19 protein-coding genes are annotated in these 23,906 nt (G+C 75.6%); 14 read left to right on the forward strand and 5 right to left on the reverse strand.

Going from position 1 to position 23,906, the window contains the following annotated elements; all coding sequences use genetic code 11:
* Positions 1-3 precede the first annotated feature (3 nt).
* The 5 genes from AB0Q99_RS03140 (at position 4) to AB0Q99_RS03160 (ending at position 7,966) form a co-directional block, all read left to right on the forward strand.
* Positions 4-1,104, forward strand: a complete 1,101-nt coding sequence (locus AB0Q99_RS03140) for a serine hydrolase domain-containing protein (RefSeq protein WP_363567868.1) — start codon at positions 4-6, stop codon at positions 1,102-1,104.
* A 309-nt stretch (positions 1,105-1,413) separates the two neighbouring features.
* Positions 1,414-2,238 carry a hypothetical protein gene (locus AB0Q99_RS03145; RefSeq protein ID WP_363567870.1) on the forward strand — a complete coding sequence of 275 codons (825 nt, stop codon included), beginning with the start codon at positions 1,414-1,416 and terminating at the stop codon, positions 2,236-2,238.
* A gap of 85 nt (positions 2,239-2,323) precedes the next feature.
* Positions 2,324-3,505: an alpha/beta hydrolase gene (locus AB0Q99_RS03150; RefSeq protein WP_363567872.1), complete on the forward strand. Its 1,182-nt coding sequence runs from the start codon at positions 2,324-2,326 to the stop codon at positions 3,503-3,505.
* Positions 3,506-3,711: 206 nt separating this feature from the next.
* A complete protein-coding gene (locus AB0Q99_RS03155; protein WP_363567873.1) occupies positions 3,712-4,200 on the forward strand; it encodes an Imm21 family immunity protein in 489 nt (162 codons plus the stop codon).
* A 40-nt stretch (positions 4,201-4,240) separates the two neighbouring features.
* Positions 4,241-7,966, forward strand: a complete 3,726-nt coding sequence (locus AB0Q99_RS03160) for a SpoIIE family protein phosphatase (RefSeq protein WP_363567875.1) — start codon at positions 4,241-4,243, stop codon at positions 7,964-7,966.
* A gap of 85 nt (positions 7,967-8,051) precedes the next feature.
* Here the strand turns inward: AB0Q99_RS03160 and AB0Q99_RS03165 are convergent, their stop codons facing one another.
* The 3 genes from AB0Q99_RS03165 to AB0Q99_RS03175 form a co-directional block, all read right to left on the reverse strand.
* Positions 8,052-9,125 carry an S-adenosylmethionine:tRNA ribosyltransferase-isomerase gene (locus AB0Q99_RS03165; protein WP_363568209.1) on the reverse strand — a complete coding sequence of 358 codons (1,074 nt, stop codon included), beginning with the start codon at positions 9,123-9,125 and terminating at the stop codon, positions 8,052-8,054.
* 32 nt (positions 9,126-9,157) lie between these two features.
* The gene (locus AB0Q99_RS03170; protein ID WP_363567877.1) at positions 9,158-10,024 is read right to left on the reverse strand and encodes an SDR family NAD(P)-dependent oxidoreductase; all 867 of its coding nucleotides are present in this window, start codon (positions 10,022-10,024) and stop codon (positions 9,158-9,160) included.
* 155 nt (positions 10,025-10,179) lie between these two features.
* Positions 10,180-11,133 (reverse strand): pseudouridine synthase, encoded by a 954-nt coding sequence (locus AB0Q99_RS03175; RefSeq protein WP_363567879.1) that lies wholly within the window; start codon positions 11,131-11,133, stop codon positions 10,180-10,182.
* A 265-nt stretch (positions 11,134-11,398) separates the two neighbouring features.
* On the opposite strand from AB0Q99_RS03175, the gene AB0Q99_RS03180 reads away from it, so the two are divergent.
* The 3 genes from AB0Q99_RS03180 (at position 11,399) to AB0Q99_RS03190 (ending at position 14,071) form a co-directional block, all read left to right on the forward strand.
* Complete coding sequence (locus tag AB0Q99_RS03180) at positions 11,399-12,487, forward strand: PP2C family protein-serine/threonine phosphatase (RefSeq protein ID WP_363567880.1); 1,089 nt, start codon at positions 11,399-11,401, stop codon at positions 12,485-12,487.
* A 107-nt stretch (positions 12,488-12,594) separates the two neighbouring features.
* Positions 12,595-12,984, forward strand: coding sequence for a DUF3224 domain-containing protein (locus AB0Q99_RS03185; protein ID WP_363567882.1), 390 nt, complete (start codon positions 12,595-12,597; stop codon positions 12,982-12,984).
* A gap of 124 nt (positions 12,985-13,108) precedes the next feature.
* Positions 13,109-14,071: a DUF5995 family protein gene (locus AB0Q99_RS03190; protein ID WP_363567884.1), complete on the forward strand. Its 963-nt coding sequence runs from the start codon at positions 13,109-13,111 to the stop codon at positions 14,069-14,071.
* On the opposite strand, the gene AB0Q99_RS03195 is transcribed toward AB0Q99_RS03190, so the two are convergent.
* Entirely contained in the window at positions 14,032-15,471 is a 1,440-nt protein-coding gene (locus AB0Q99_RS03195; RefSeq protein WP_363567886.1) for a GuaB1 family IMP dehydrogenase-related protein, read from the reverse strand. The genes AB0Q99_RS03190 and AB0Q99_RS03195 overlap by 40 nt on opposite strands.
* 296 nt (positions 15,472-15,767) lie before the next feature.
* Between AB0Q99_RS03195 and AB0Q99_RS03200 the strand changes: the two genes are divergently transcribed.
* From AB0Q99_RS03200 to AB0Q99_RS03210, 3 genes are all read left to right on the forward strand, one after another.
* Positions 15,768-17,270, forward strand: a complete 1,503-nt coding sequence (locus AB0Q99_RS03200) for an SDR family NAD(P)-dependent oxidoreductase (protein ID WP_363568211.1) — start codon at positions 15,768-15,770, stop codon at positions 17,268-17,270.
* Positions 17,271-17,303: 33 nt separating this feature from the next.
* Positions 17,304-17,777 (forward strand): NUDIX domain-containing protein, encoded by a 474-nt coding sequence (locus AB0Q99_RS03205; protein WP_363567888.1) that lies wholly within the window; start codon positions 17,304-17,306, stop codon positions 17,775-17,777.
* A gap of 347 nt (positions 17,778-18,124) precedes the next feature.
* Entirely contained in the window at positions 18,125-18,790 is a 666-nt protein-coding gene (locus tag AB0Q99_RS03210; protein ID WP_363567890.1) for a hypothetical protein, read from the forward strand.
* Between the two features lie 12 nt (positions 18,791-18,802).
* On the opposite strand, the gene AB0Q99_RS03215 is transcribed toward AB0Q99_RS03210, so the two are convergent.
* Positions 18,803-19,480: a YoaK family protein gene (locus AB0Q99_RS03215; RefSeq protein WP_363567892.1), complete on the reverse strand. Its 678-nt coding sequence runs from the start codon at positions 19,478-19,480 to the stop codon at positions 18,803-18,805.
* Between the two features lie 183 nt (positions 19,481-19,663).
* On the opposite strand from AB0Q99_RS03215, the gene AB0Q99_RS03220 reads away from it, so the two are divergent.
* The 3 genes from AB0Q99_RS03220 (at position 19,664) to AB0Q99_RS03230 (ending at position 23,821) form a co-directional block, all read left to right on the forward strand.
* Positions 19,664-20,464 (forward strand): ABC transporter ATP-binding protein, encoded by an 801-nt coding sequence (locus tag AB0Q99_RS03220; RefSeq protein ID WP_363567894.1) that lies wholly within the window; start codon positions 19,664-19,666, stop codon positions 20,462-20,464.
* Positions 20,461-23,199 carry an FtsX-like permease family protein gene (locus tag AB0Q99_RS03225; RefSeq protein WP_363567895.1) on the forward strand — a complete coding sequence of 913 codons (2,739 nt, stop codon included), beginning with the start codon at positions 20,461-20,463 and terminating at the stop codon, positions 23,197-23,199. The genes AB0Q99_RS03220 and AB0Q99_RS03225 overlap by 4 nt, the downstream gene beginning before the upstream one ends.
* 250 nt (positions 23,200-23,449) lie before the next feature.
* Positions 23,450-23,821 (forward strand): BlaI/MecI/CopY family transcriptional regulator, encoded by a 372-nt coding sequence (locus AB0Q99_RS03230; RefSeq protein WP_363567896.1) that lies wholly within the window; start codon positions 23,450-23,452, stop codon positions 23,819-23,821.
* The last annotated feature ends 85 nt before the right edge of the window (positions 23,822-23,906 follow it).

Raw genomic sequence — 23,906 nt, forward strand, 5'->3', positions numbered from 1 at the left:
GCCATGAACGAACTCGCGCGCGTCGTGCAACAGACGGTCGACCGGCTCGCGGGCCGGAACGTCGGCGCGGTGGTCGCCGGGCTGGCCGGCGGCGACGCGGAGATCCGCGGTACCGGGCGGACGGGTCCGGGCGGCGGCGTGCCCGGGCCGGACACCCTGTTCGAAATCGGTTCCGTGACCAAGGTGTTCACCTCGCTCGTGCTCGCGCGGCTGGTGCTCGACGGCACGGTGCGGCTCGACGAGCCGCTCGCCGAGGTGCTCGTGGACGCGCGGGACGGCCAGGACGGCCAGGACGGTCCGGACGCGCGGGACGGTCGGGTCGTCGTGCCCGCCCGGGGCGGGCAGCCGATCACGCTCCGGCACCTGGCCACCCACAGCGCGGGGCTCCCCCGGCTGCCCCGGGGCATGCTGGTGCACGCGCTGCTCAAGCCCAACGACCCTGACCCGTACGCCCACTGCACCGCCGAGTACGTGCTGGACGGCCTCGCCCGGACCCGGCTGAGGGCCGTGCCCGGGCGCGGCTTCCGCTACTCCAACCTCGGCGCCGGGCTGCTGGGCCTGGCCCTCGCGCACCGGGCCGGTACCGGGTTCGAGGAGTTGGTGGCGCGCGAGGTCTGCGAGCCGCTGGGGCTGGTGGACACCCATGTGCGGTCGGGGGCGGAGCAGTCCGGGCGGCTCGCGCACGGGCACACCCCGGGTGGGCGGCCGGTGCCCCACTGGGACTTGGCGTCCGTCCCGGGCATGGGCGGGCTCCGGTCCACCGCCGCCGACCTCGCGCTGTTCCTTCGCGCCCAGCTGGCCGCCGACCGCGAGCCGGACGCTCCGCTGGCACCCGCGATCATGCTCACCCGGGAGACCAGGCACCGGGTCAACCCGTTCGCGTGGATGCACCTGGGCTGGCTCGGCCACCAGCTGCACCCCCAGCAGGGCGGCCACCTGCAGATCTGGCACAACGGCGGCACGGGTGGCTTCCGTTCGTTCGTGGCCTTCGATCCGGCGACGCAGGTGGGGGTGGTGGTGCTGGCCAACTCCCGCCGGTCGACCGATCCGGCGGGGACGGCGCTGCTGCGCAGGCTGCAGACGGACTTCGCGACGGCGGGGTGACGCGGAGCGGTCGGCAGCCGTCGAGGAGCGTCCGGCCGGTCCGGACCGACCGGGGCCGCCGACCGGGCGGGCGCGGGGTCGAGCCGGGGCCAGGGCGGGGCATGGCTGAGCAGGGTGGGGGCAGGACGGCGATCCCCCCTTCTCATCGGCACCCCCGGTGGCGGCGGGTTCCGGGCCCGGGGTGATGATGGCGGGGTCGTTTCGGGCCGAACGGTGCCGATTGGCACTGTTGCCGGGCGCGGTGGAGGGTCGATGCTGATCCGGCAGATGCGGTTCCGATTGGGGTCCGCCGAGTGAAAGGTGGCCGACGTGGCGGTGGTGTGGTCGCCGACGCGGGTGCGGACGGTCCGTCAGCCCCGGCAGGTCGGGCAGGTCGAGTCGGCCGGGCAGGTCGAGTCGGCCGGGCCGGTCGGGTCGGCTGATCGGCTCGGGCCGCCGGTGCGCGTGTACCGGCGCTTCCGCCCGGTGCCCCGGCGGGCGCGGGTGTGGGTGGACGCCTGCGCGGCCGTCGTGGCGGTGGCGGCCTGCCTGGCGCTCGGCCAGTGGTGGCCCGCGCCCGTGGTGGCGGCCGTCGCGGTGCTGACGGTGAGCGGGTACGGGTGGCTGCGGTCGGTGCCCGGGCTGCGGTCGGTCCGGGTCCACGAGGGCGGCCTGGTGCTGGTCGCGGCGGACGGCGGCGAGCGCCCGCTGCCGTGGAGCGCGGTGGAGGCCACCGAGTACTCCCCCGGTGGCCCGGACGGGGAGGGCGAGCGGGGCCGAATATGGCCGGCCGGCGCGGGCGAGCCGGTGGTGCTGGAGCAGTTGCGCGGGCTGGGCCGACTGTTCCGGGAGCTGGAGGAGCGCCTCTCCCCCGGCCTCCGGGCCGCCCTGCACGAGACGCTGCGTGCCGAGGGCAGCGTCCGGTTCGCCCGGGGGCGGCTGACGGTCACGACCGGCGGGCTGGTGCACCGCCCGCCGCACCCGCTCGCGGCGACGGAGGCCCACCGGTGGGCGGAGGTGGAGTCGGTCCGGGCGTCCGACCTCGGGGAGCTGGAGATCCGGACGCACTCGGCCGGCCTGCCGCTCACCCTCCCGGTGCCCAATGCCCGTGCGGCGGCGGACTTCCTGGCGGATCTCCGGACCGCGGCCCCCTAGGGGTCGCGACGGGCCCCTCCCGGAGGGGAAAGGTACATCGCCGAGTGGACGTCAGTTCCCTTGCCTGCGAACTACCGTCGCCGACATGAGCCGACTTCGCACCACCGCCGCCGCGGCAGCCCTGCTGCTCGCGCTGCCGTTGTCCGTCGCCGCTGCCGCTCCGGCCCTGGCCGCGCCCGCGCCGGCCGGTTCCACCGCCTCCGCCACCGCCCCGACGACCGATCCGGCCGTCCACCTCGAACTCCCGCGCCCGACCGGGCCGTACGCGGTCGGGCAGGAGGTCCTGCAACTGGTGGACCAGGACCGTCCGGACCCGTGGGTGCCCTCCGCCGGTCCGCGCCGGCTGATGGTCTCCGTGTACTACCCCGCGCACGCCGGAACGGGCACCCCGGCCCCGTACATGACCGCCGGTGCCGCCCGCGCACTGCTGGACGCCAAGCTGCCCGGCAACACCATCGCGACCGAGTCGCTGACCGGCACCCGCACCTGGGCGGAGTCCGGCGCGAAACCGCAGGGCGGCCACTACCCGCTGGTGGTGCTGTCGCCCGGCTTCACCACGCCGCGGGCCTCGCTCACCAGCCTCGCCGAGGACCTGACCAGCCGCGGGTACGTGGTCGCGCTGGTCGACCACACCTACGAGAACACCGGGACCACCTTCCCGGACGGGCAGACACTGCCCTGCGTGATGTGCGGCCGGCCCAAGGACTGGCAGTACGTGGACGAGAGCCGGGCGAAGGACGTGTCCTTCGTCATCGACCGGCTGACCGACCGGCCGCACCCGGCCTGGCGCTACGCCCGGATGATCGACCGCGACCGGATCGGCATGGCCGGGCACTCGGCCGGTGGCGCGGCCACCGTTCCGGCCCTGCTCGCCGACGACCGGATCCAGGCCGGGGTGGACCTGGACGGCAGCATGGACGTCCGGGTGCCGCCTTCGGGAATCGGCGGCAAGCCGTACCTGATGATGGGCCACCCGCTGGACGGCGGCGAGGACAGCAGCTGGGTCGAGAGCTGGCCCCACCTCGACGGCTGGAAGCGGTGGCTGACCGTCGACGGCACGATCCACCCGAGCTTCACCGACTTCCCGGTGCTCCTCGAAGGGCTCGGCCTCCCCCAGGGGCCCGGCGCCACCATCGCGCCCCACCGCGCCGTCGAGCTCACCCGCCGGTACGTCGGAGCCTTCTTCGACCTGCAGCTGAAGGACATCGAGCAGCCGCTGTTCGACGGGCCCACCGCTGCCGACCCGGAGGTCCGGTTCACCCGCTGACCGCACTCCCCCGGCGAGGCCGTCGGCACCCCACCGACGGCCTCACCCACGCACGGGCAGCGGCCCGACCGACCCGCCCGAGCACGGAAGCAGCACAGGAGCCTGCGGCCGACGGTGCCCACACGGGCGCCGGAGGCCGGCGGGCGGGGTGGCCGGGGCGGACGCCTTCGGGGGCCGTGTCGGTCCGGTGTGCGAGGATCCGCCGCGTGATCACTGTGGCGGAGGGCTGGCTGGACGGGACCGACTCGGGGCTGTTCGTGCTGTGCCCCGAGGTGGCCGTCGAGGGGTGGGCGGGTTGCGAGGAGGCGCTGGTGGAGGCCGCCGCGGACTACGCGGCCGGCTGGGCGGTGCCCGGGCACGGGGACGTGCTGGTGCTGGGCGGGGAACCGCTGCCGGTCGGGTGGCTGGCCGAGGAGCGGGTGTTCGTCCGGCCGCTGGACGTGGAGTGCTCGGACGCCGTCCGGCCGCTGGTGCGCGAGGCACTGCGGTCGGGGATCTGGGAGGACGGGCCGGTCCTCGAACTGACCGCCGGGCGGTACCTGCTCACCGACGTGTTCTCCGACGGCGCGGACGCCCTGGCGAGCGGCGAGTACCTGACCGTCGAGGTGCCGCCCGGGCGCTACCTGGTCCAGTCGCTGAAGGCCGGGGCCGGGCAGTGGCCGGAGTTCTACCTGGAGCGCCTGCTGCCGCGGTGAGCGGCGCCGCCCGGAGCCGCGTGCGAAGATGGCAGGGCTGGTGGGAACGATCTCCGGACGTCTCTGGGACGGTTCTCTGGCCATGGTGGACGACAACGCGCAGCGCGAGGGGGAACCGCAGCAGGACGCCCTGCTGATGGTGCCGATCGCCACGGCGCTGATCGCGGCCGACGGGCGGATCCTGCACTGGAGCAGTGACGCGGAGGCACTGCTCGGTCACCGCAAGGAGGACGCGGTCGGGACGAAGGCGGCCAAGCTGCTGACCACCGACGAGCGGCGCCCCGAAGTCCTCCGGCTGTTCCAGCAGATCCTGGAGGGCCGGGACTGGAGCGGCGTGTTCCCGGTCCGCCACCGCGACGGGCACCTGGTGAACCTGGAGTTCCGCACCCATCCGATCCGCGGGCCGGGCGGTGAGTCGCTGGTGCTGGCGGTCGCCTCCGAGGTGACCACGCTGCGCCGGATCCAGGCGGACCTGGCCGTCCTGGACGGGTACTTCACCCAGTCCCCGGTCGGCATGGCCGTGTACGACACCGAGCTGCGCTTCATCCGGCTGAACGCGGCGCTGGCCCGGACCAACGGTCTGCCCGCCGAGCAGCACCTGGGCCACCGGCTCACCGAGCTGCTGCCCGGGATCAACGGCGCCGAGTCCGAGGCGGTGATGCGCCGGGTGCTGGAGACCGGCGAGCCGGTGGTGGACACCCGCTCGCACGGCCGTACCCCGGGCGACCCGCAACACGACCACGCCTGGTCCGCCTCCTACTTCCGGCTGGAGGACCGCAGCGGCCGGGTGCTCGGCGTGAGTTCGACCGTCATCGACGTCACCGAGCGCTTCCGGGCCGACGCCCGGGCGGCCCGCGCCCAGGAGCGGCTGGCGCTGCTGGTCGACGCGACCGCCTCCATCGGCACCACGCTCGACCTGCGGCAGACCGCGCGGGAGCTGGCCGACGCCATGGTCCCCCGGGTCGCCGACATCAGCGGGGTGTTCGCGCTGGAGGCGCTGGTGGCCGGCCGCACCGTCGAACCGCCCGCCGCGGACGCCCCGCAGCTGGTCCGGCGCCTGGCCCTGGCCACCACGGACCCGCTGTACCCGTCCGACGCGCTGCCGGTGGACACCGTGTACGAGCTGCCGGCCGACTCCCCGTACGCCCGGGCGCTGAGCACCGGGCGGACGGTGGTCATCCCGTCCTGGGAGCTGCCGATGCTCAGCGCCGGGATCACCGAGAGCCGACGGCAGGCCTTCCTCGGCGACCGTCCGCGCTCGGTGCGGATCACCCCGCTGGTGGCGCGCGGCACCACGCTCGGCATGGTGGTCTACTCGCGGCGCGGCGAGCGCGAGTCCTTCGCGGAGGCCGACATCACGCTCGGCGACGAGCTGTCCTCGCGGGCCGCCGTCGCGATCGACAACGCCCGGCTGTACCTGCGCCAGCACCAGACCGTGCTGGCCCGGCAGCAGGCGCTGCGCGAGGCGAAGGCCGCGCAGGAGCGCCTGGCGCTGGTCAACGTGGCCTCCACCCGGATCGGCACCACGCTCGATCTCGCCCAGACCGCCCAGGAGCTGGCCGAGGTGGCGACGCCCCGGCTGGCGGACACCGTGGTGGTCGAGGTGCTGGAGGAGCTGGTCCGCGGCGAACGCGAGGCCCGCGCGCCCGCGGACGGCTCGGCGCTGCTGCGGCGGATGGCCTTCCACTCGGTGCACGGCTCGACCCTGCAGCCGATCGCCCGCACCGGCAACGTGCACCGCTTCCGGCCCAGTTCGCCGTACGCGTGGAGCCTGGCGCACCGCAAACCGCTGCTGGTACCGCGGATGGACGAACAGGGCATGGCCTGGTTCGCCGACGACCCGGTGCGCACCGCCGCGGTCCGGGAGCAGAACGTGCGCTCGTTCATGGTGGTCCCGCTGATCGCGCGCGGCACCCCGGTCGGCGTCGCGGGCTTCTACCGGACCCTGGTCGAGCGCCCGTACGAGGACGAGGACCTGGCGCTGGCCGGGGAGTTGGCGGTGCGGGCCGCCGTCTCCATCGACAACGCGCTGCTGTTCACCCGCGAGCGCGACGCGGCCGCCGCCCGACAGCGGGCGCTGGACGAGGCCTGGGCCGCCCAGCAGCGGCTGTCACTGCTGAACGAGGCCAGCAACCGGATCGGCACCACCCTCGATCTGCACCGCACCGCCCAGGAGTTGGTGGAGGTGGTGATCCCGCGCTTCGCCGACTTCGTCACCGTGGACCTGCGCGACGCGGTGCTCAGCGGCGAGGAGCCCGGGTCCGTCCCGGAGGAGGGGCGGGTGCTGATGCAGGCCGTGGCCGTCGGCGAGTTGGGCCCGGGCGGCAACATGACGCAGGCCGCCGACCAGGTCGGCGAGACCTCCCACTCCGCCCAGCTGTACGCGCAGAGCCTGCGCACCCGGCGCTCGATCCTGGTGTCCGAGGTGACCGAGGCGGAGCTGCGCCGGATCGTCGCCTCCCCCGACCGGGTGCAGCCGGGGCTGGACGCCGGGGTGCACTCGTACCTGATGGTGCCGCTGATGGCACGTGGACACGTCCTGGGCGGCGCGGAGTTCGTCCGCACCCACAACCCGGCGCCGTTCGGTTCCGCGGACCGTTCGCTGGCCGAGGAACTGGCCGCCCGCACCGCGCTCGCGATCGACAACAGCCGGCTCTACCGGCGGGAGCGGGACACCGCGCTCACCCTGCAGCGCAGCCTGCTGCCGCAGGAGGTGCACCGCACCCTCGGCCTGGAGATCGCCTACCGCTACCTGCCCAGCAGCGTGGTCAGCGAGGTCGGCGGCGACTGGTTCGACGTGGTGCCGCTCTCCTCCGGGCGGGTCGCCCTGATCGTCGGCGACGTGATGGGGCACGGCATCCGGGCCGCCGCGACCATGGGCCAACTCCGGACGGCGGCAAGGACGTTGATCACTCTCGACCTGGATCCGGCCCGGGTCCTGCACCGGCTGGACGAGGCCACCTCGGCCGTCGGCGAGGGCCAGTTCGCCACCTGCGTCTGTGTCGTCTACGACCCGGTGGACCGCCACTGCACCGCGGCCAGCGCCGGGCACCTGCCGCCCGTGGTCGCCGACACCGAGGGACGGGCGCACCTGATCGAGCTGCCGACCGGCATCCCGCTCGGTGTCGGCGGAGTCCCCTTCGAGAACGCCGAGTTCACCCTCCCCGAGGAGGGCATCCTGACGCTGTACACGGACGGGCTGGTCGAGCGCCGGGGCCGCGACCTGGACGAGGGGCTGCGGCTGCTCTGCCGCACGGTCGCCGACCGGCACCAGTCGCTGGAGCAGACCTGCGACGCCGTCCTGACCCGGCTCACCGGCCGCACCAGCGAGGACGACATCGCCGTCATCATGGCGCAGGTCCGCCCGCACGGCGCCGACCGGATCGCCACCCTCCCGCTCACCGGCGACCGCGCGATGGTCGCGCACTCGCGCCGCTTCACCCGCGAGACGCTGGAGGACTGGGGACTCGGCGCCCTGGCGGACTGGGCCGAACTGCTCACCAGTGAGCTGATCACCAACGCCCTGGTGCACGCCGGATCCCCCACCCAGCTGCGGCTGTTCTGCAACCGGGTGCTCACCGTCGAGGTCGCCGACCAGGAGACCGAGACGCCCCGGATCCGCCGCGCCCGCACCGAGGACGAGGGCGGCCGGGGCATCCACCTGGTCAACGAACTCGCACACCGCTGGGGCAGCCGCCGGACCGCCGACGGCAAGGTGGTCTGGTTCGAGCTGGAGCTGCCCCCGGGAGCGCCGCCGGCGGCCTGAACCACGGACGGTTGCCGGGCCGCCACCGCCCGCCCCGGCCCCCGCTCGCCCGCCCCGGCCCCCGCTCGCCCGGCCGGCGCCCCGCTCAGTCCGGCAGGAGGAGGTTGACGTCGCCGAACTCGTGCCAGAGGTATCGGTGTTGCACGGCGGCGCGGTAGCAGGCGCTGAGCAGGGGACGGCCGGCGACGGCGGCGAGCATCAGGAGGTGCGAGGCCCGGGGCTCGTGCCAGCCGGTGAGCAGGCCGTCGACGGCGCGGACGCCGCGTTCGGGCGTGACGACCAACTCCGTCCAGCCGTCGGCCTCCTGGAGGGTGCCGTCCGCTGCGGCGGCGGACTCCAGGGCGCGGACCACGGTGGTGCCGACCGCGATCACCCGGCCGCCGTCGGCCCGGACGTGGCCGACCAGCCGGGCGGTGGCGGCGGGGACGTGGAAGCGCTCGGCGTACGGGGCCTCGTGCGCCTCGGGCGAGGCCACCCCGGTGTGCAGGGTGACCGGCGCGACGAGCACGCCCCGGCCCGCCAGCCGGGCCACCACCTCGGCACTGAACGGGCGGGCCGCGCTGGGCATCTCACTGCTGCCGGGGACGGTCGCGAACACCGTCTGGTAGGCGTCGATCGACCAATCACGGTCCACGTAGCCGTACCGGATCGCCCGACCGTGCGCCGCCAGGTACGGCAACAGTGTTTCGGGCAAGGTGAGTTCGGCGTACCAGAGGCGGGCGGTGAAGGCCCGGGTCAGCACCGCCGTGCCGCCTGCGGGCAGCGCGACCCGCAGTCCCGCGCGGGCCGGGGACTGCGCCGGCGGGTAGTAGGCCGCCGCCTCCCCGGGGACGGCACGGCGCAACTCGACCAGGTGGGCGCCGTGCCGGTCCGGCTGGGCGGAGGAGAGGTGCAGCGCGACGGGCGTGCCCTCGGGCAGCCGGCCGGGCAGCGCGGCGGGCAGGGTGGCCGAGTTGTTGACCACCAGCAGGTCGCCCGGGCGCAGCACCTCGGGCAGCTCGGTGAAGCGGCGGTGCTCGACGCCGCCGGTGGCGCGCCGGCCGACCAGCATCCGGACGCCGTCCCGGGCGGTGCCGCGCGCCTCGGCCGGTGCGCGGGCGGAGAGTTCGGGCGGGACGGTGAGGCCGAGGTCGACGGCAGGGCCGGGGCCGGGGCCCAGATCGGGGCCGAGGCCGAGGTCGGCGGGTGCGCTCACCGGTCCCCCCGGTCCGAGCCCGAAGCGGCCGGGGCCGTCAAGGCAGCCGGGGCCGTCAGGGTGGCCGAGGCGGTCGGGTCCTCGGCCGCACCACGGGCCGACTCCTGGGCCGACTCCTGGGCCGGGTAACGGCCGGACGGGGTGCGCTCGCGGAGCAGGCCGAGCAGGACCGGCACCACCTGCTCGGGCAGCGGCTCACCGGAGAGGTCCTCGCCGGGGCAGGCCTCCTGGAGCATCCGGGTGCGCATGCTGCCCGGGTCGACGGCCCAGACCCGCAACTCCGGTTCCTCCTGGGCGAGGACCGCGGTGGCGAGGTCGAGCGCGGCCTTGCTGGCGCCGTAGCCGCCCCAGCCGACGTAGGGCACCGCGGCGGCGTCGGAGCTGATGTTGAGGACGGCGCCGGCGTGGCCGCGCAGTTGGGGCAGCACGAGCTGGGTGAGGGCGATCGGGGCGAGCGCGTTCACCTCGAAGGTCTCCAGCAGGTCCGGCAGCGGGTGGTCGGCCAGCCGGGGCAGGGGCTCGGAGCCGGAAGCGGGGGCGCCGTTGAGCGTGCCGGCGTTGTTGACCAGCAGGCTCGCGCCGCCGAGGCGTTCGGCGGCCTCGGCCAGGCGGGCGCGGTGGTCGTCGTCGACGACGCTGCCGGGGAGGGCGACGACCGTGGTGACGGCGGCCAGGTCCGCCTCGGCGGCGGCGAGTCCGGCCGCGCCCCGGGCGGTGATCACCAGCTGCCAGCCGTCGGCGGCGAGGGCGTGCGCGAGGGCCAGGCCGAGGCCCCGGGAGGCGCCGGTGACCAGGGCGACGGGGGCGGTGTGCGGTGCCACGGGGGCGGTGTGCGGTGCGACGGTGCGCTGTGCTGCGTTCATGCCGCAACGATCCCGCCGCCGGACGGGCGACGGATCGGCCGCAGGGACCGGGACCCGGTCGGACGTTCGGACCAGACCGGCGGACGGACCTAGGACCCCCCGCCGGGACCTCCGCCCGACTCCTCGCCGAGGCCCCCGCCCGGCTGCCTGCCCGGCTACCCGCCGGAGCCCTCGGACCAGGCCTGCGGGTCGGTCCACGCGGTCAGGGTGCGGCGGCTCTCGAAGCGGCGTTCGCGGCCGGTCAACGGATCGACGAACTCGACCACCGAGGCGAGCAGTTGCAGCGGGCGGCGGAAGTCGTCCGGGGCGGGCTCGGGCAGGACCACCGGGTACACCGGGTCGCCGAGGATCGGCAGTCCGAGGCCGCTCATGTGCAGCCGCAGCTGGTGGGTGCGGCCGCTCAGCGGGCGCAGCCGGTAGCGGGCGAGGCCGTCGCGCGGCTCCAGCAGCTCGATCCGGCTCTCGCTGTTCGGCGGCGCGTCGAGCTCCTGCGCGGCGATCACCCCGCGCTCCTTGACGATGTGGCTGCGCACGGTGCGCGGCAGGCTCAGCTCCGGGTCGTACGGGGCGACCGCCTGGTACTCCTTGCGCACCAGGCGGTCGCGGAACAGCGTCTGGTAGGCGCCGCGCTCCTCCGGACGCACGACGAACATCGCCAGGCCGGCGGTGAGCCGGTCGAGGCGGTGCGCGGGGCTGAGCGCGGGCAGCTCGAGGGTGTGCCGCAGCCGGGAGAGGGCGGTCTCGGTGACGTGGCTGCCGCGCGGGGTGGTGGCCAGGAAGTGCGGCTTGTCCACGATCACCAGGTGCTCGTCGCGGTGCAGCACGACCAGGTCGAACGGGACCGGCACCTCCGCCGGGAGGTCGCGGTGGAACCACAGGTGCGCGCCGGGGCGAAACGGTTCGTCCGGAGCGATCGGGCCGTGCTCGCCGACGATCTCGCCGTCGCGCAGCGCCGCGTCGATCCGCTCGGCCGGAACGACGGGCAGCCGCGCGACCAGGTGCTCGCGCACCGTCGGCCAGGGGCCTTCGAGGGGCAGCCGCAGGTGCACCGGGTCCACGCCGTGGCGCTGCGGGAGGGGGGAGGCCGGGCGGCGGTTCTTGCGTCTCATCTCGCGGCCCAGCGTAGTGCGCGCCCCGGACGGGCCCTCGCCCGGCGTGCTGCCACGGCCCCGGCCGGGGCGGCGGCCCGGCGCCGGCCGAGGTGCCGGTTCAGGACTGGACGAGACGCCGGCCCGAACCCGGCCGAGGTGCCGGTCCGGGGCGGGACGGGGAGAGTGGACCGATGGCCCTCGCTCCGCCGGGGGCCTCCGGCCATCCGCCGGGCACCACCTCCCGGAGGCCCGTCGGATCATCCGACGCACCACTGGAGGACGCGTGACCGCCGACGGCCCGGACGGGGTGCCGCCGCTGCACCTGCCCCGACGGACCCGGTTGCTGCTGTACGGCTCGCTCCTGCTGCTGGTCGCCGCCGTGGTGGCGGCACTGGCCATCGGCCCGGGGACCACCCTGGCGCCGCTGCTCGCGGTGGCCCCCGTGCTCGCCGGGGCCACCACCCGGCAGGCCCGGGTGCCGCTGCTGGTCGGCGCGGCGGCGCTGCTCGCGGTCGGGCTGCTGGAGTCGGCCAACGCGCAGCTGCCGCCCTCCGTCCGGATCAGCGTGCCGGTCACCGTGCTGGCCTCGACGCTGGCCAGCGCCGCCAGCGTGGTCCTGGTGGCGGCCCGCGAGCGGGAGCTGTTCCAGGTCCGCACGGTGGCCGAGGCGGCGCAGCGGGCCCTGCTGCGCCCGCCGGCCGAGCGGATCGGGCCGCTGCGGATCGCGGTGCGCTACGTCGCGGCGGCGGCCGAGGCCCGGATCGGCGGGGACCTGTACGCCGTGGTGGAGACCCGGTTCGGGGTGCGGATCCTGCTCGGGGACGTCCAGGGGCACGGGCTCCCCGCGGTGGAGACGGCGGCGGACGTCCTCGGGGTGTTCCGGGAGGCGGCGCGGACCGAGCCCGATCCCGGGCGGCTCGCGGAGCGGCTGGACGCGGCGCTCACCGCCCGCCCGGACGGTGACCGGTTCGCCACCGCGCTGCTGCTCGACGTGGCACCGGACCGGGGTCCGGTCCGGGTCGTCAACTGCGGCCACCCGCCGCCGCTGCTGCGCCGCGCGGGCAGGGTGAGCGAGCTGGAGCCCCCGTACCCGGCGCCGCCGCTGGGGCTGCTCGGGCTGACCGGCGACGCGTACCCGACCCGGAACTTCGAGCCGGAGCCCGGCGACCTGCTGCTCCTGCACACCGACGGGGTGTCGGAGGCGCGGGACGCCGACGGACGGTTCTACCCGCTGGCGCAGCGGCTGCCGCACCTGCACGGCGGGAGCCCCGCGGACCTGCTGGACGCGGTGCTGGCGGACGTCGGCGGCTGGGTCGGGGCCGCCGGGCTGGCCGACGACGCGGCGGTGCTGGCGGTGCGCTGGGAACTGTGACGGGCGGGGGCGCCCTCGGCCGCTCGGGTGGAATTGTCAGTGGGGTGTGCAACGCTCGGTGCACGGTCGGCGGGACACGAGCGGACCAGCGACGAGGGGACGGTGCCATGGGGTTCAAGGCCGAGGGGTCGTTCGAGGTGACGGCGTTCGAGCCGGTGGAGACGGAGGAGCGGGCGGGCGCGTCCTTCGGGCGGATCCGGATCGCCAAGACCTTCACGGGCGGGCTGAGCGGGACGAGCGAGGTGCGGATGCTCTCCGTCGGCGGCCCGTCCGGCGGCCCGGCGTCGTACGTCGCGGTGGAGCACGTCACGGGTGAACTGGACGGGCGCGCGGGCTCGTTCGTGCTCCAGCACGCGGCCTGGGACACCACCGGCACGACGATACGCGTGGTGCCGGGCACGGGGGCGGGCGAGCTGGCCGGGATCACCGGGGAGTTCCACCTGACCGTCGACGCGTCCGGTGCCCACACCTTCGTCCTGGCGTACGAGCTGGGCTGACGCCCCAAGGCCCCACGCCCCATGGCGTCCGTCACCTCGACGGCCGTGTGCCGCACGGGCCGAGCGCTCGGCGGCGCTGCCACGATGATGCGATCAGTGCACGATCGGCATCGGAGGGTGGCGCATGACCGGCACGGCGATGGATCGGGCGACAGCGATGGTGGTCGCGGAGGCCTCGACGGTCGAGGACGTGGTCGGCCGGTTGCGGGAGATCGGGGCGGGACTGCCCCCGGCCGACGGGGTGGCGGTCTTCAACCGGCTCTACCTCGACGTCACGGAGGCGGTCCGCGACCGGATCGCCGACGGGCTCTTCGCCGACGCTGCGGCGATGGCCGAACTGGACGTGCTGTTCGCCGGGCGGTACCTGCGGGCCGTGGCCGCCGACGCGGCCGGGCAGGAGCCGCCCGCCTGCTGGCGGCCGCTGTTCGCGCTGCGCGCCCACCCGGGCGTGCACCCGCTGCAGTTCGCCCTGGCCGGGATGAACGCCCACATCCAGCACGACCTGCCGCTGGCCGTCGTGGACACCTGCCGCCGCCGGGGCTGCGAACCGGCCGGGATCGAGGAGGACTACCACCGGATCAACGGGGTGCTGGCCGAGGTGGAGACGGCCGTCCGGGAGCGGCTGATGCCCGGGCCCGACCTGCTGGAGTACGCCGAGCCGCTCACCCACCTGCTCGGCACCTGGTCGGTCGAGGCCGCCCGCGAGGGGGCCTGGTCCACCGTCCGGGCGTTCTGGGAGCTGCGCCGCCTGCCGGGCGCGGCCCGAGCCCTGGCCGGCGCGCTGGACGGCTCGGTCGGGCTGCTGGGGCGCGCCCTGCTGCTCCCGCTCGGCCCGGGCGACGGACGGGACACCGGGCGGAGCGACGGACTGCGCACCACCCGGACGGCACCGGGCGGCCGGCTCCCCGAAGCGAGGAATCGGCCGCCCGGCGAATCCGCCGGAGCGGACTCCGGCGGTGCGGACGCGGACCGCACGCACGTCGCCCGCCCACGGATCACCAATGCCGACACCGACACCGGCGCCGGCGCCGGCACCGCCCCGGGCGGTCAGGCCCAGCTGGAGTGCAGCGGCTTGCCCTCGGCGTAGCCCGCCGCGCTCTGCACGCCCACGATCGCCTTCTCCTGGAACTCCTCCAGGCTGCTGGCGCCCGCGTAGGTGCAGGAGCTGCGCACCCCGGCGATGATCGAGTCGATCAGGTCCTCGACGCCCGGGCGGGCCGGGTCGATGAACATCCGGGAGTGCGAGATGCCCTCCTCGAACAGCGCCTTGCGGGCCCGGTCGTACGAGGAGTCCTGGGCGGTGCGGTTGCTCACCGCGCGGGCCGAGGCCATGCCGAAGCTCTCCTTGTACTGGCGGCCGTCGGCGGCGGTCTGGAGGTCGCCCGGGGACTCGTAGGTCCCGGCGAACCAGGAGCCGATCATCACGTTGGAGGCGCCGGCGGCCAGCGCCATCGCCACGTCGCGCGGGTGCCGCACGCCGCCGTCGGCCCACACGTGCTTGCCGAGCCGGCGCGCCTCGGCGGCGCACTCCAGGACGGCGGAGAACTGCGGGCGGCCGACGCCGGTCATCATCCGGGTGGTGCACATGGCGCCGGGGCCGACCCCGACCTTGAGGATGTCGGCGCCCGCCTCGACCAGGTCGCGGACACCGGCGGCGGAGACCACGTTGCCGGCCACGATCGGGATCCGCGGGTCCAGGCCGCGCACCGCGCGCAGCGCGCTGATCATGGACTCCTGGTGGCCGTGCGCGGTGTCCACCACCAGCACGTCGGCGCCGGCCTCGATCAGGGCCTTGGCCTTGCCCGCGACGTCGCCGTTGATGCCGACGGTGGCGGCGATCCGCAGCCGGCCGGCCGCGTCCACGGCGGGGGTGTACAGGGTGGCGCGCAGCGCGCCCTTGCGGGTGAGGATGCCGACCAGGCGGCCCTCGCCGTCGACCACCGGGGCGAGCTTGCGGTGCGCCTCGGTGAGCTTGTCGAAGGCGTCGCGCGGCTCGATGCCCTCGTCCAGCAGCAGCAGGTCGCGGGACATGATGTCGGCGAGGCTGGTGAAGCGGTCCACGCCCTGGCAGTCGGAGTCGGTGACCACGCCGACCGGCTTGCCGTCCTCGACGACCACGAGGGCGCCGTGCGCGCGCTTGGGCAGCAGCGAGAGCGCCTCGGCGACGGTGGCGCCCGGGGCGAGGGTGATCGGGGTGTCGTACACCAGGTGCCGCTGCTTGACCCAGGAGACGACCTCGGCGATGACCTCGGTGGGGATGTCCTGCGGGATGGCGACCAGGCCGCCCCGGCGGGCGACGGTCTCGGCCATCCGGCGGCCGGCGATGGCGGTCATGTTGGCCACGACCAGCGGGATGGTGGTGCCGGTGCCGTCGTTCGAGGAGAGGTCGACACCCTGCCGGGAGCCCACGGCGGAACGGCTGGGGACCATGAAGACGTCGTCGTACGTGAGGTCGTACGAGGGCTTGAGGTCGTTCAGGAAGCGCATGAAGGGGGCTCTCTGGCTGGGAGAAATTACACCTCGGGTGCGGTTGCGGCGATGCCGTCGGGGCGCACTCGGGCGCCCTGCACCCAGCATTCGATTCTCCGCGAGGGCAGGGGCAAAAGCCAGTTCGAGGCGCATTGCTGGGGCTGTACACAAACCGTGATCAGTGCTCCGCGCGTAGACATGGAGGATCGTCCAAAGACCCCCTCCGACGTCCGCTTTTCGCCCCGGCCGGGACCGCTCCCGTAGCATTCACGCGGTAATCGGCGAGGCGAACGGGAACGGCAACAGGCGTGGGCATCGGGCAGGCGGACATCGGGCAGGGCCAGGACGAGGGGACCGAGGAGGAGATCGACTACGGGCCCGGCCTCGACCCCGAGCGGCTGAAGCTCTGCCTGGAGGTGCTCGCCGAGCTCGACGGGCTGCACGTCGACCACCCGGACGCGATCACCGTCCGGCAGGCCGTCGGCGGCATATTCCGCACCCTCAAGCAGCGCCGCCGCCAGGAGACCCGGGCCCGCAAGACCGCCAACGACCGCGCGGTCACCGCCCGCACCGCCACCGGCGCGCCCACCCGGATCGACGACGAGACGGCCGGGGCCTTCGGCCTGACCACCGTCACCACCACCGAGATCGCCGGGATCCTGGAGCGCCCCCGCTCCTGCTACACCTGCAAGCAGCGGTACGTCGAGGTCGACGCCTTCTACCACAACCTGTGCCAGAAGTGCGCCGCGCTGAACCGCGCCCGCCGGGACGCCCGCGCCGACCTCACCGGCAAGCGCGCGCTGCTCACCGGCGGCCGCGCCAAGATCGGGATGTACATCGCGCTGATGCTGCTGCGCGACGGCGCCCACACCACCATCACCACCCGCTTCCCCAACGACGCGATCCGCCGCTTCACGGCGATGCCGGACAGCGCCGACTGGATCCACCGCCTCAAGATCATCGGCATCGACCTGCGCGACCCGGCCCAGGTGATGGCGCTCGCCGACGAGGTCGCCGCCGACGGCCCGCTGGACATCCTGATCAACAACGCCGCGCAGACCGTGCGCCGCCCGCCGGAGTCCTACCGCGAGCTGGTCAACGCCGAGTCCGCCCCGCTGCCGGCCGGCGAGCTGCCGCAGTCCACCACCATCGGCCGCTTCGGCAGCGGCAGCGTCGACCTGCCCGCGCTCCCCCACCAGGCGAGCGGCGAGGAGCAGCGGCTGGCCGCCGAGGACGTCACCTCGCTCGCCCTGGTCACCGGCTCCGCCACGCCCGACCGGATCGCGGCCGGCACCGCGATCGACGCCGGCGGCCTGGTGCCCGACCTCGCGCCCACCAACAGCTGGGTGCAGACCGTCAGCGAGGTCGGTCCGGTCGAGCTGCTGGAGGTCCAACTCTGCAACTCCACCGCGCCGTTCATCCTGATCAGCCGACTGCGCCCGGTGATGGCCGCCTCGGCCTCCCGCCGCAAGTACGTGGTCAACGTCTCCGCCATGGAGGGCGTGTTCCAGCGCGGCTACAAGGGCGCCGGCCACCCGCACACCAACATGGCCAAGGCCGCGCTCAACATGCTCACCCGCACCAGCGCGCAGGAGATGTTCGAGTCCGACGGCATCCTGATGACCGCCGTCGACACCGGCTGGATCACCGACGAGCGGCCGCACCCGGACAAGATGCGCCTCGCCGACGAGGGCTTCCACGCCCCGCTCGACCTGGTCGACGGCGCGGCCCGGGTGTACGACCCGATCGTGCGCGGCGAGCTGGGCGAGGACCTGTACGGCTGCTTCCTCAAGGACTACGAGCGCGCCAACTGGTAACCGCTCCCGCAACCACCCGAAGGAGAGAGCGAGTTGACCACCCCATCGCAGGCCGGTGACACCGCGCCGCTGCTCGGCGCCGGGATCATCGTGCCCACCGGGGACGGCCGGGTGCTGGTCGGCCGGCGCACCACGGCCGGCGAGCCGCCGACCTGGGGCCTGCCGGGCGGCAAGGTCGACCCGGGCGAGTCCTTCGAGCAGACCGCGGCCCGCGAACTCGCCGAGGAGACCGGCATCGTGCTGCCGGCCGAGGGGATGCGGGTGCTCGCCGTGCACCTCGACCACGAGCTCGGCCGACCGCGGCTGACCGCCGCCGTCCTCGCGCCGCCCAGTCTGGCCGAGGCGGTCGTCACCGAGCCGCACGCCTGCGGCGGTTGGGAGCGCTTCGCGGTGGACGCGCTGCCGGAGCCGATGTTCTACCCGTCCGCGCTGGTGCTCGGCAGCTGGCTGCCGGGGCTGGACGGGGTGCGGCGGGACGGCACGCACGGCTACCCCGTCGCCCGCTGAGGGCTGACGGCCGAGCGGCAGAACGACGGGGACGACGGGACGACGGGAAAACAGGGGGTGGCCCCACGACCACCCCCTGTCCCGTACCTCGGCCCGGCACCCCCACGGTCGAACCGGGCCACGGCCGCGCCCAGGCACGGGGGGCGCCGCCGGTACCCAGCCTGCCCGGGCGGGGCCGCCGCTGCCGAGGGCCGAACGTCCCGGCTGCGGGGCCGAGCGGCACTGGTGGGTCACCCGACGTCCGTGGCGGTACTACGGGCGCGCACGATACTTGTGCGCGGAGCGGCGCCGGGGGGAGATTGGTGGCGAACCGCCTTACGCCCCAGTGCCCCTGAGGAGACCTCACCGTGTCCAGCGCACCGCGCTCCGCCCGGCCCGCGTCGCTCGCACGGCGAACCGGCCGTCAGCTGCGGTGGGCCCTGGGCACCCGGCACGAACCGCTCGTCCGCCCGCTCGACCGCTCCCGGGCCCGGGCCTGGCTGCTCGCCGCGTTCGGCGCGGTGCTGACCGTCGCCCTCTCGGTGGGCGGCGCCCTGCTCCTCTACCGGGGCGCCGCGCCCCAGGCCGCCGCCGACCGCGCCCGGCTGCAGCAGGTCGAGGCCGTGGTCCGCGACACCCCCGACCACGCCGCCCACAGCGGCAGCCGCTTCGCCGGGGGCTACCACAGCCGGTTCGACGTCGACGCCTCCTGGACCGCCCCCGACGGCACTCCGCGCTCCGGCACCGTCCAGGCCCCGCACCCGACCGCCGCCGGCGCCCGCATCCCGATCTGGGTCGACCGGGACGGCACCGCCTCCGCTCCCCCGGTCGACCGCGCCTCCCTCGCCGTCTCCGTCGCCTGCACCGGCGTCGGCGCCCTCCTCACTCTGCTCGCCCTCGTCGTGCTCGCCCTGCGGCTGCGCCTCCACGCGCTCGACCGGCGTGCCGAAACCGCCTGGACCGACGGCTGGGCCCGCCTCGAACCCCGCTGGAGCGGCCGGGCCGGCCACCGCCGGGAGGACGGACGACCGTAACCGCCCGGCGACTCAGCGGGGCCGGGTCCAGGCCGGGGTGGGGGTGAGCCCGGCCGCGCGGCGGGTCAGGGCGACCACCGCGAGGAGGAGGGCGAGGGCCAGGCCGAGGGCGGTCGGGACGTTCACGTGCAGGACGAGCGCGGCGCCGAGCAGCGCGCCGGTGAACATCCAGCCGGCGGAGGCGAGTCGGCGCAGCCCGGCCCGGTCGGCGGCGAGGGCGGTGATGGTCATGGTGAGCACGGTGGTGGTGAGGTCGGGGACCTTGAGCGCGCGGACCACCGCGTTCTGGCCGCCCATGGCGAAGCCGAGCAGTCCGATCAGGGTGTAGCGGGCCGGGTCGGTGGTGTGGCCGGACACCGCCTCCAGGGCGGTGCTCGCGGCGACCAGCGCCGACTGGGCGCCGACGGCGGTGGTCAGCAGGCGGCCCCGGTGGCCGGGCAGGCGGCGGGCGAGGTGGCCGCCGACCAGGGCGCCGAGGAGGAAGGCGGTCAGCGCGGCGAGCGAGGCGGTGGCGGAGAGGTCGACCGCGCCGGCCAGCGCGAAGCCGAGGAAGACCACGTTGCCGGTCATGTTGGCGACGAAGACGTGGCCGAGTTCGAGGTAGCTGACCGCGTCCACCACTCCGGTGACCACGGTCAGGACCAGCAGCATCGGCACCAGCGGCCCGTGCTCGGGGTCGGGGGTCAGCATCGGCCCTCCCGGGCGGTTCGCGTGACGGTCCCTCCCGTTCTACCCCCTCGGGCCGGCGCCGGGGCGACCTGCCCGGGGTGACGCTGCCGCGCTTCCGACCCGCTTACGACAGCTTTGGAGAAGTTTGACCGAACCCGCTCGCGTCTTGAGCACTCCTCTCCGGCATATATAGTTCACCGACATATGCAGTCGAGCAGATCACGAGGGGGAAGTGTGTCCCACACCGATCCGAACCGGCCCGCGCCCGTCCTGCGGCTGGCCGACGTCACCCGGGTGCACGGGCGGGGCGCCGCCGAGGTGCACGCCCTGCGCGGCATCGACCTGGCCGTCCACCCGGGTGAGTTCGTCGCCGTCATGGGGCCGTCCGGCTCCGGGAAGTCCACGCTGCTGACCCTGGCCGGTGGGCTGGACCAGCCCAGCGAGGGCGAGGTGCTGGTGGAGGGGGTCGCGCTCGGCGGCCTCGGCCGGGGCAAGCTCGCCGACCTGCGGCGGCGTTCCATCGGGTACGTCTTCCAGGACTACAACCTGATCCCCGCGCTCACCGCCGCCGAGAACATCGCCCTGCCCCGCGAACTCGACGGCGTCCCGGGGCGCCGGGCCCGCCGGGAGGCGCTGGCCGCGCTGGAGGAGCTGGGCATCGGCGAACTCGCCGACCGCTTCCCCGACGACATGTCCGGCGGCCAGCAGCAGCGGGTCGCGATCGCCCGCGCGCTGATCGGCGAGCGGCGGCTGGTACTCGCCGACGAGCCGACCGGCGCCCTCGACTCCGCCACCGGCGAGGCCGTGCTCGGCGTGCTGCGCGCCCGCTGCGACGCCGGGGCCGCCGCGATGATGGTCACCCACGAGGCCACGCACGCCGCCTGGGCGGACCGGGTGGTGTACCTGCGGGACGGGGAGATCGCCTCGGAGAGCCCCGGCTACCGCTCCGCGCCCCGCCCGGCGGCCGTCCACCGGCCCGGCAGCACGAGCGAGGTGACGCGGTGAAGCTCGGAGCCTGGCGGGTCGCCCTGCGCATCGCCCGCCGCGACGCCCTGCGCGCCAAGGGCCGCAGCGCCCTGATCGTCGCCATGATCGCCCTGCCCGTCCTCGGCGTCACCGGCGCCGACGTGGTCCACCGCAGCGGGCAGCTCAGCCCCGCCGAGCGGGTCGAGCGGGTGGTCGGCGGGGCGGACGCCCTGGTCACCGCGCTCGACCCGGGCCGCACCGTCGAGCAGGCCCCGGTCGCCGAGGACGGCGCCTTCGCCGTCCAGACCCGCCAGGGCGAGCAGCCCACCGCCGAGCAGCGGAAGGGCGCCGGCACCGACCCGGTCGCCCTGGTCGGCTCGCTGCTGCCGCCCGGCAGCACGCTCACCCCGGCCCGGCCGGGGCCGGAGGCCGGCGCGACCTCGCCCGAGGGCCTGGTCCGCACCCTCACCACCGAGGCGAACCTCGCCGACCCGATCTGGCACGGCCGGATCGACCTGGTCGAGGGACGCGCCCCGAGCGCCCCGCACGAAGTGGCCGTCACCCGGGCCTTCCTGGACCGCTCCGGGCTCAAGCCCGGCGGCACCACCACCGTCCAGGGGCTGGAGCGGACCACCTTCACCATCACCGGCGTGGTGGAACACCCGGACGAGCTCGGCCGGGTCGAACTCGTCGCCAGGCCGGGCGAGTTGCTGGACCAGCTGATCGCCGCCCCGACCGCCGACCGGCCGGCCGCCGAGAAGGGTCCGGCCGAACGCGCCGCCTGGCTGGTCCGGCTGCCCTCCGGGGCCGCACTCGACTGGGCCAAGGTCCAGGAGTTCAACGCCCACGGCTACACGCTCACCGCGCGCTCGGTGGCGCTCGCCCCGCCGCCGGAGCGGGCCGTCCCCTACTACCGCGACGCGTTCCGCCTCGGCGGCCAGGCCACCGACAAGAACACCGAGGTCGTCGTCGCCACCGTCACCGGCATGGCGCTGCTGGAGGTCGCCCTGCTCGCCGGGCCCGCGTTCGCGGTCGGCGCCCGCCGCTCGCGCCGCCAGCTCGCCCTGCTCGGTGCGGCCGGCGGCAGCCGCGCCCACGTCGGCGCGGTGGTCCTCGGCGGCGGCCTCATCCTCGGCGCGGCCGGGGCGATGGCCGGCGTGGTGCTGGGCACCGGACTGGTCGCCGCGCTCCGGCCGCAGATCGAGCGGGTCGGCGGCGCGCGCTTCGGACACTTCGCGCTGCCCCCGCTGGACCTGCTCGCGATCACCGGGATCGGCCTGGTCACCGCCCTGCTCGCAGCGGCGCTGCCCGCCGTGCAGGCCGCCCGCCGCAGCGTCACCGCCGGCCTCACCGGCCGGGACACCGTCCGCGGCCCCAGCCGCTGGGTCACCGTCGGCGGCGTGCTGCTGGTCGCCCTCGGCGCCGCGCTCGCGCTGTACGGCGCGGGCGCCGTGGAGCGCGACCAGCCGGGCGTCGGCGGCTACGACACCCGTACGCTCACCGTGCTCGGCGGCTCGGTGACCGCCGAACTCGGGCTGCTGCTCTGCACCCCGATGTTGGTCGCCCTGGTCGGCCGGGCCGCCGGCCGGCTGCCGCTCGGGCCCCGGCTCGCGCTGCGCGACTCCGCCCGGCACCGCTCGCGCACCGCCCCGGCGGTCGCCGCGGTGATGGCCGCGGTGGCCGGCGCCGTCGCCATCGGCGTCTACACCACCAGCACCGACGCCGAGAACCGGCGCGACTACCGGCCGCAGGCCCCGTACGGCGCCGTCCAGCTCACCAGCCACGTGGACGGGCCGCGGCTCGACCGGCTGCGCGGCGACCTGGAGAAGCAACTGGCCGGGCTCGGACCGCGCGGCGACGTCGCCGACGTGGTGTACCGCTTCTGCGACAACTGCTCCAGCACCGTCCGGCTCAAGGGCCCGGTGACCCCGCGCGGCCTCGGTGTCACGGAGCACCTGGCCGCCGGGGACGCCGCCGTGCTGCACAACCTCTTCGCCGTCCGCGACCCGGCCGCCGAGCAGGCGCTGGCCGCCGGCAAGCTGCTGGTCTTCGACAGGTCCCTGCTGGGCGCCGACGGGAAGGCCGTGCTGATGCTGCGCGGCGGCAGCGGCACGGTGCAGCCGGGCGAGGTGCCCAAGCCCGACCTCCAGGAGGTGCCGGTCGACGCGGTGCTGGTCGACGACCCGACCGCCGCCGGCTTCGCCCAGGGCCTGCTGCTGCCCTCCGCGCTGCCCCGCCTCGGGCTCTCCGCGCAGCCGACCGGCTCGGTCTGGCTGCCCGCCACCCCGCCCGACCGCAAGGCGCAGCAGCGCGCCGAGGCGGCCGCGGTCCGGCTGGACCGGATGGCCACGCTGACGGTCGAGCGCGGCTTCCAGCCGAAGAGCGACGCGCTCACGCTGGCCCTCACCGGTTTCGCCGCGCTGGTCGTGCTCGGCGCGGCCGGGATCGCCACCGGCCTCGCGGCCGCCGACTCCCGGCAGGACCAGGCGACCCTCGCCGCCGTCGGCGCACCGCCGCGGATCCGGCGCAGCATGGCGGGCCTGCAGTGCGCGCTGATCGCCCTGCTGGGGTCGCTGCTCGGCGCGGCCAACGGGTTCGTACCGGCGATGGGGCTGCTGAAGTCCCGGGCGAGCGGGTTCGGCGCCAAGCCGGCGCTGATCGCCGCGCCCTGGGGCGAGCTGCTGCTGGTGGTGCTGGTGCTGCCGGTGGTCGCGGGGCTGCTCGCCGCGCTGTTCACCAGGTCCCGGATCCCGCTCGGGCGGCGGCTGTCCTGACCGCTGCCCGCTGCCCGGCCACCCGCCTGACCGCTGCCCGGCCGCCGCAGCGGGGCGAGGCGGTCGAGCCGGGCGGGCAGCGATCATCACCGTTAGGGCACCATTCGGACATCACATGAGCACGACCCGGAACGCGCCGGGCGACCGCCTCCGCCGGCCGGGGGCGGTCGCCCGGCGCTCGCCGTACCATGGGCCGCGTTCCGGCGGGCGAAGGGCGCCGGCAGCGGGTTCGGCGAGGGAGACGAGGGCGGTGCTACGCGGGTTCGGCGACCTGGAGGCCGAGATCATGGACCGGCTCTGGTCCTGGGGCCGACCGGCCCCCGTGCGCGAGGTCGTGGACGACCTGCAGCAACAGCGGGCCGTCGCGTACACCACCGTCACCACGGTCGCCGACATCCTGCACACCAAGGGCTGGCTGCGCCGCGACAAGGTCGGCCGCGCCTGGGTGTACGAGCCGACCTGCACCCGCGAGGAGTACACCGCCCGGCTGATGCACCAGGCACTGGCGACCACCTCCGACCGGGCCGGAGCGCTGAGCCGCTTCGTCGACCGGATCAGCGGCGACGAGGCCTCCGCCCTGCTCGCGGCGCTCGCACAGGTGCGGTCCCGGTACCCCGGGTGACCCCTCCCGCCGCTCGGCCTCCGTCCGGCGGTGACCGGCGGTGCTGCCGGTCACCTGCCGTACCCGCTGGTCTGCGCGCCGCACC

The organism is Kitasatospora sp. NPDC086791 (assembly GCF_040685975.1).
Lineage (GTDB): Bacteria > Actinomycetota > Actinomycetes > Streptomycetales > Streptomycetaceae > Kitasatospora.

Excerpts from the sequence above, each read along its gene's own strand:
- AB0Q99_RS03140 (WP_363567868.1), top strand. The coding sequence starts at position 4 with ATGAACGAACTCGCGCGCGTCGTGCAACAGACGGTCGACCGGCTCGCG.
- AB0Q99_RS03150 (WP_363567872.1), top strand. The coding sequence starts at position 2,324 with ATGAGCCGACTTCGCACCACCGCCGCCGCGGCAGCCCTGCTGCTCGCG.
- AB0Q99_RS03170 (WP_363567877.1), bottom strand. The coding sequence starts at position 10,024 with ATGAACGCAGCACAGCGCACCGTCGCACCGCACACCGCCCCCGTGGCA.
- AB0Q99_RS03175 (WP_363567879.1), bottom strand. The coding sequence starts at position 11,133 with ATGAGACGCAAGAACCGCCGCCCGGCCTCCCCCCTCCCGCAGCGCCAC.
- AB0Q99_RS03185 (WP_363567882.1), top strand. The coding sequence starts at position 12,595 with ATGGGGTTCAAGGCCGAGGGGTCGTTCGAGGTGACGGCGTTCGAGCCG.
- AB0Q99_RS03190 (WP_363567884.1), top strand. The coding sequence starts at position 13,109 with ATGACCGGCACGGCGATGGATCGGGCGACAGCGATGGTGGTCGCGGAG.
- AB0Q99_RS03195 (WP_363567886.1), bottom strand. The coding sequence starts at position 15,471 with ATGCGCTTCCTGAACGACCTCAAGCCCTCGTACGACCTCACGTACGAC.
- AB0Q99_RS03215 (WP_363567892.1), bottom strand. The coding sequence starts at position 19,480 with ATGCTGACCCCCGACCCCGAGCACGGGCCGCTGGTGCCGATGCTGCTG.
- AB0Q99_RS03220 (WP_363567894.1), top strand. The coding sequence starts at position 19,664 with ATGCAGTCGAGCAGATCACGAGGGGGAAGTGTGTCCCACACCGATCCG.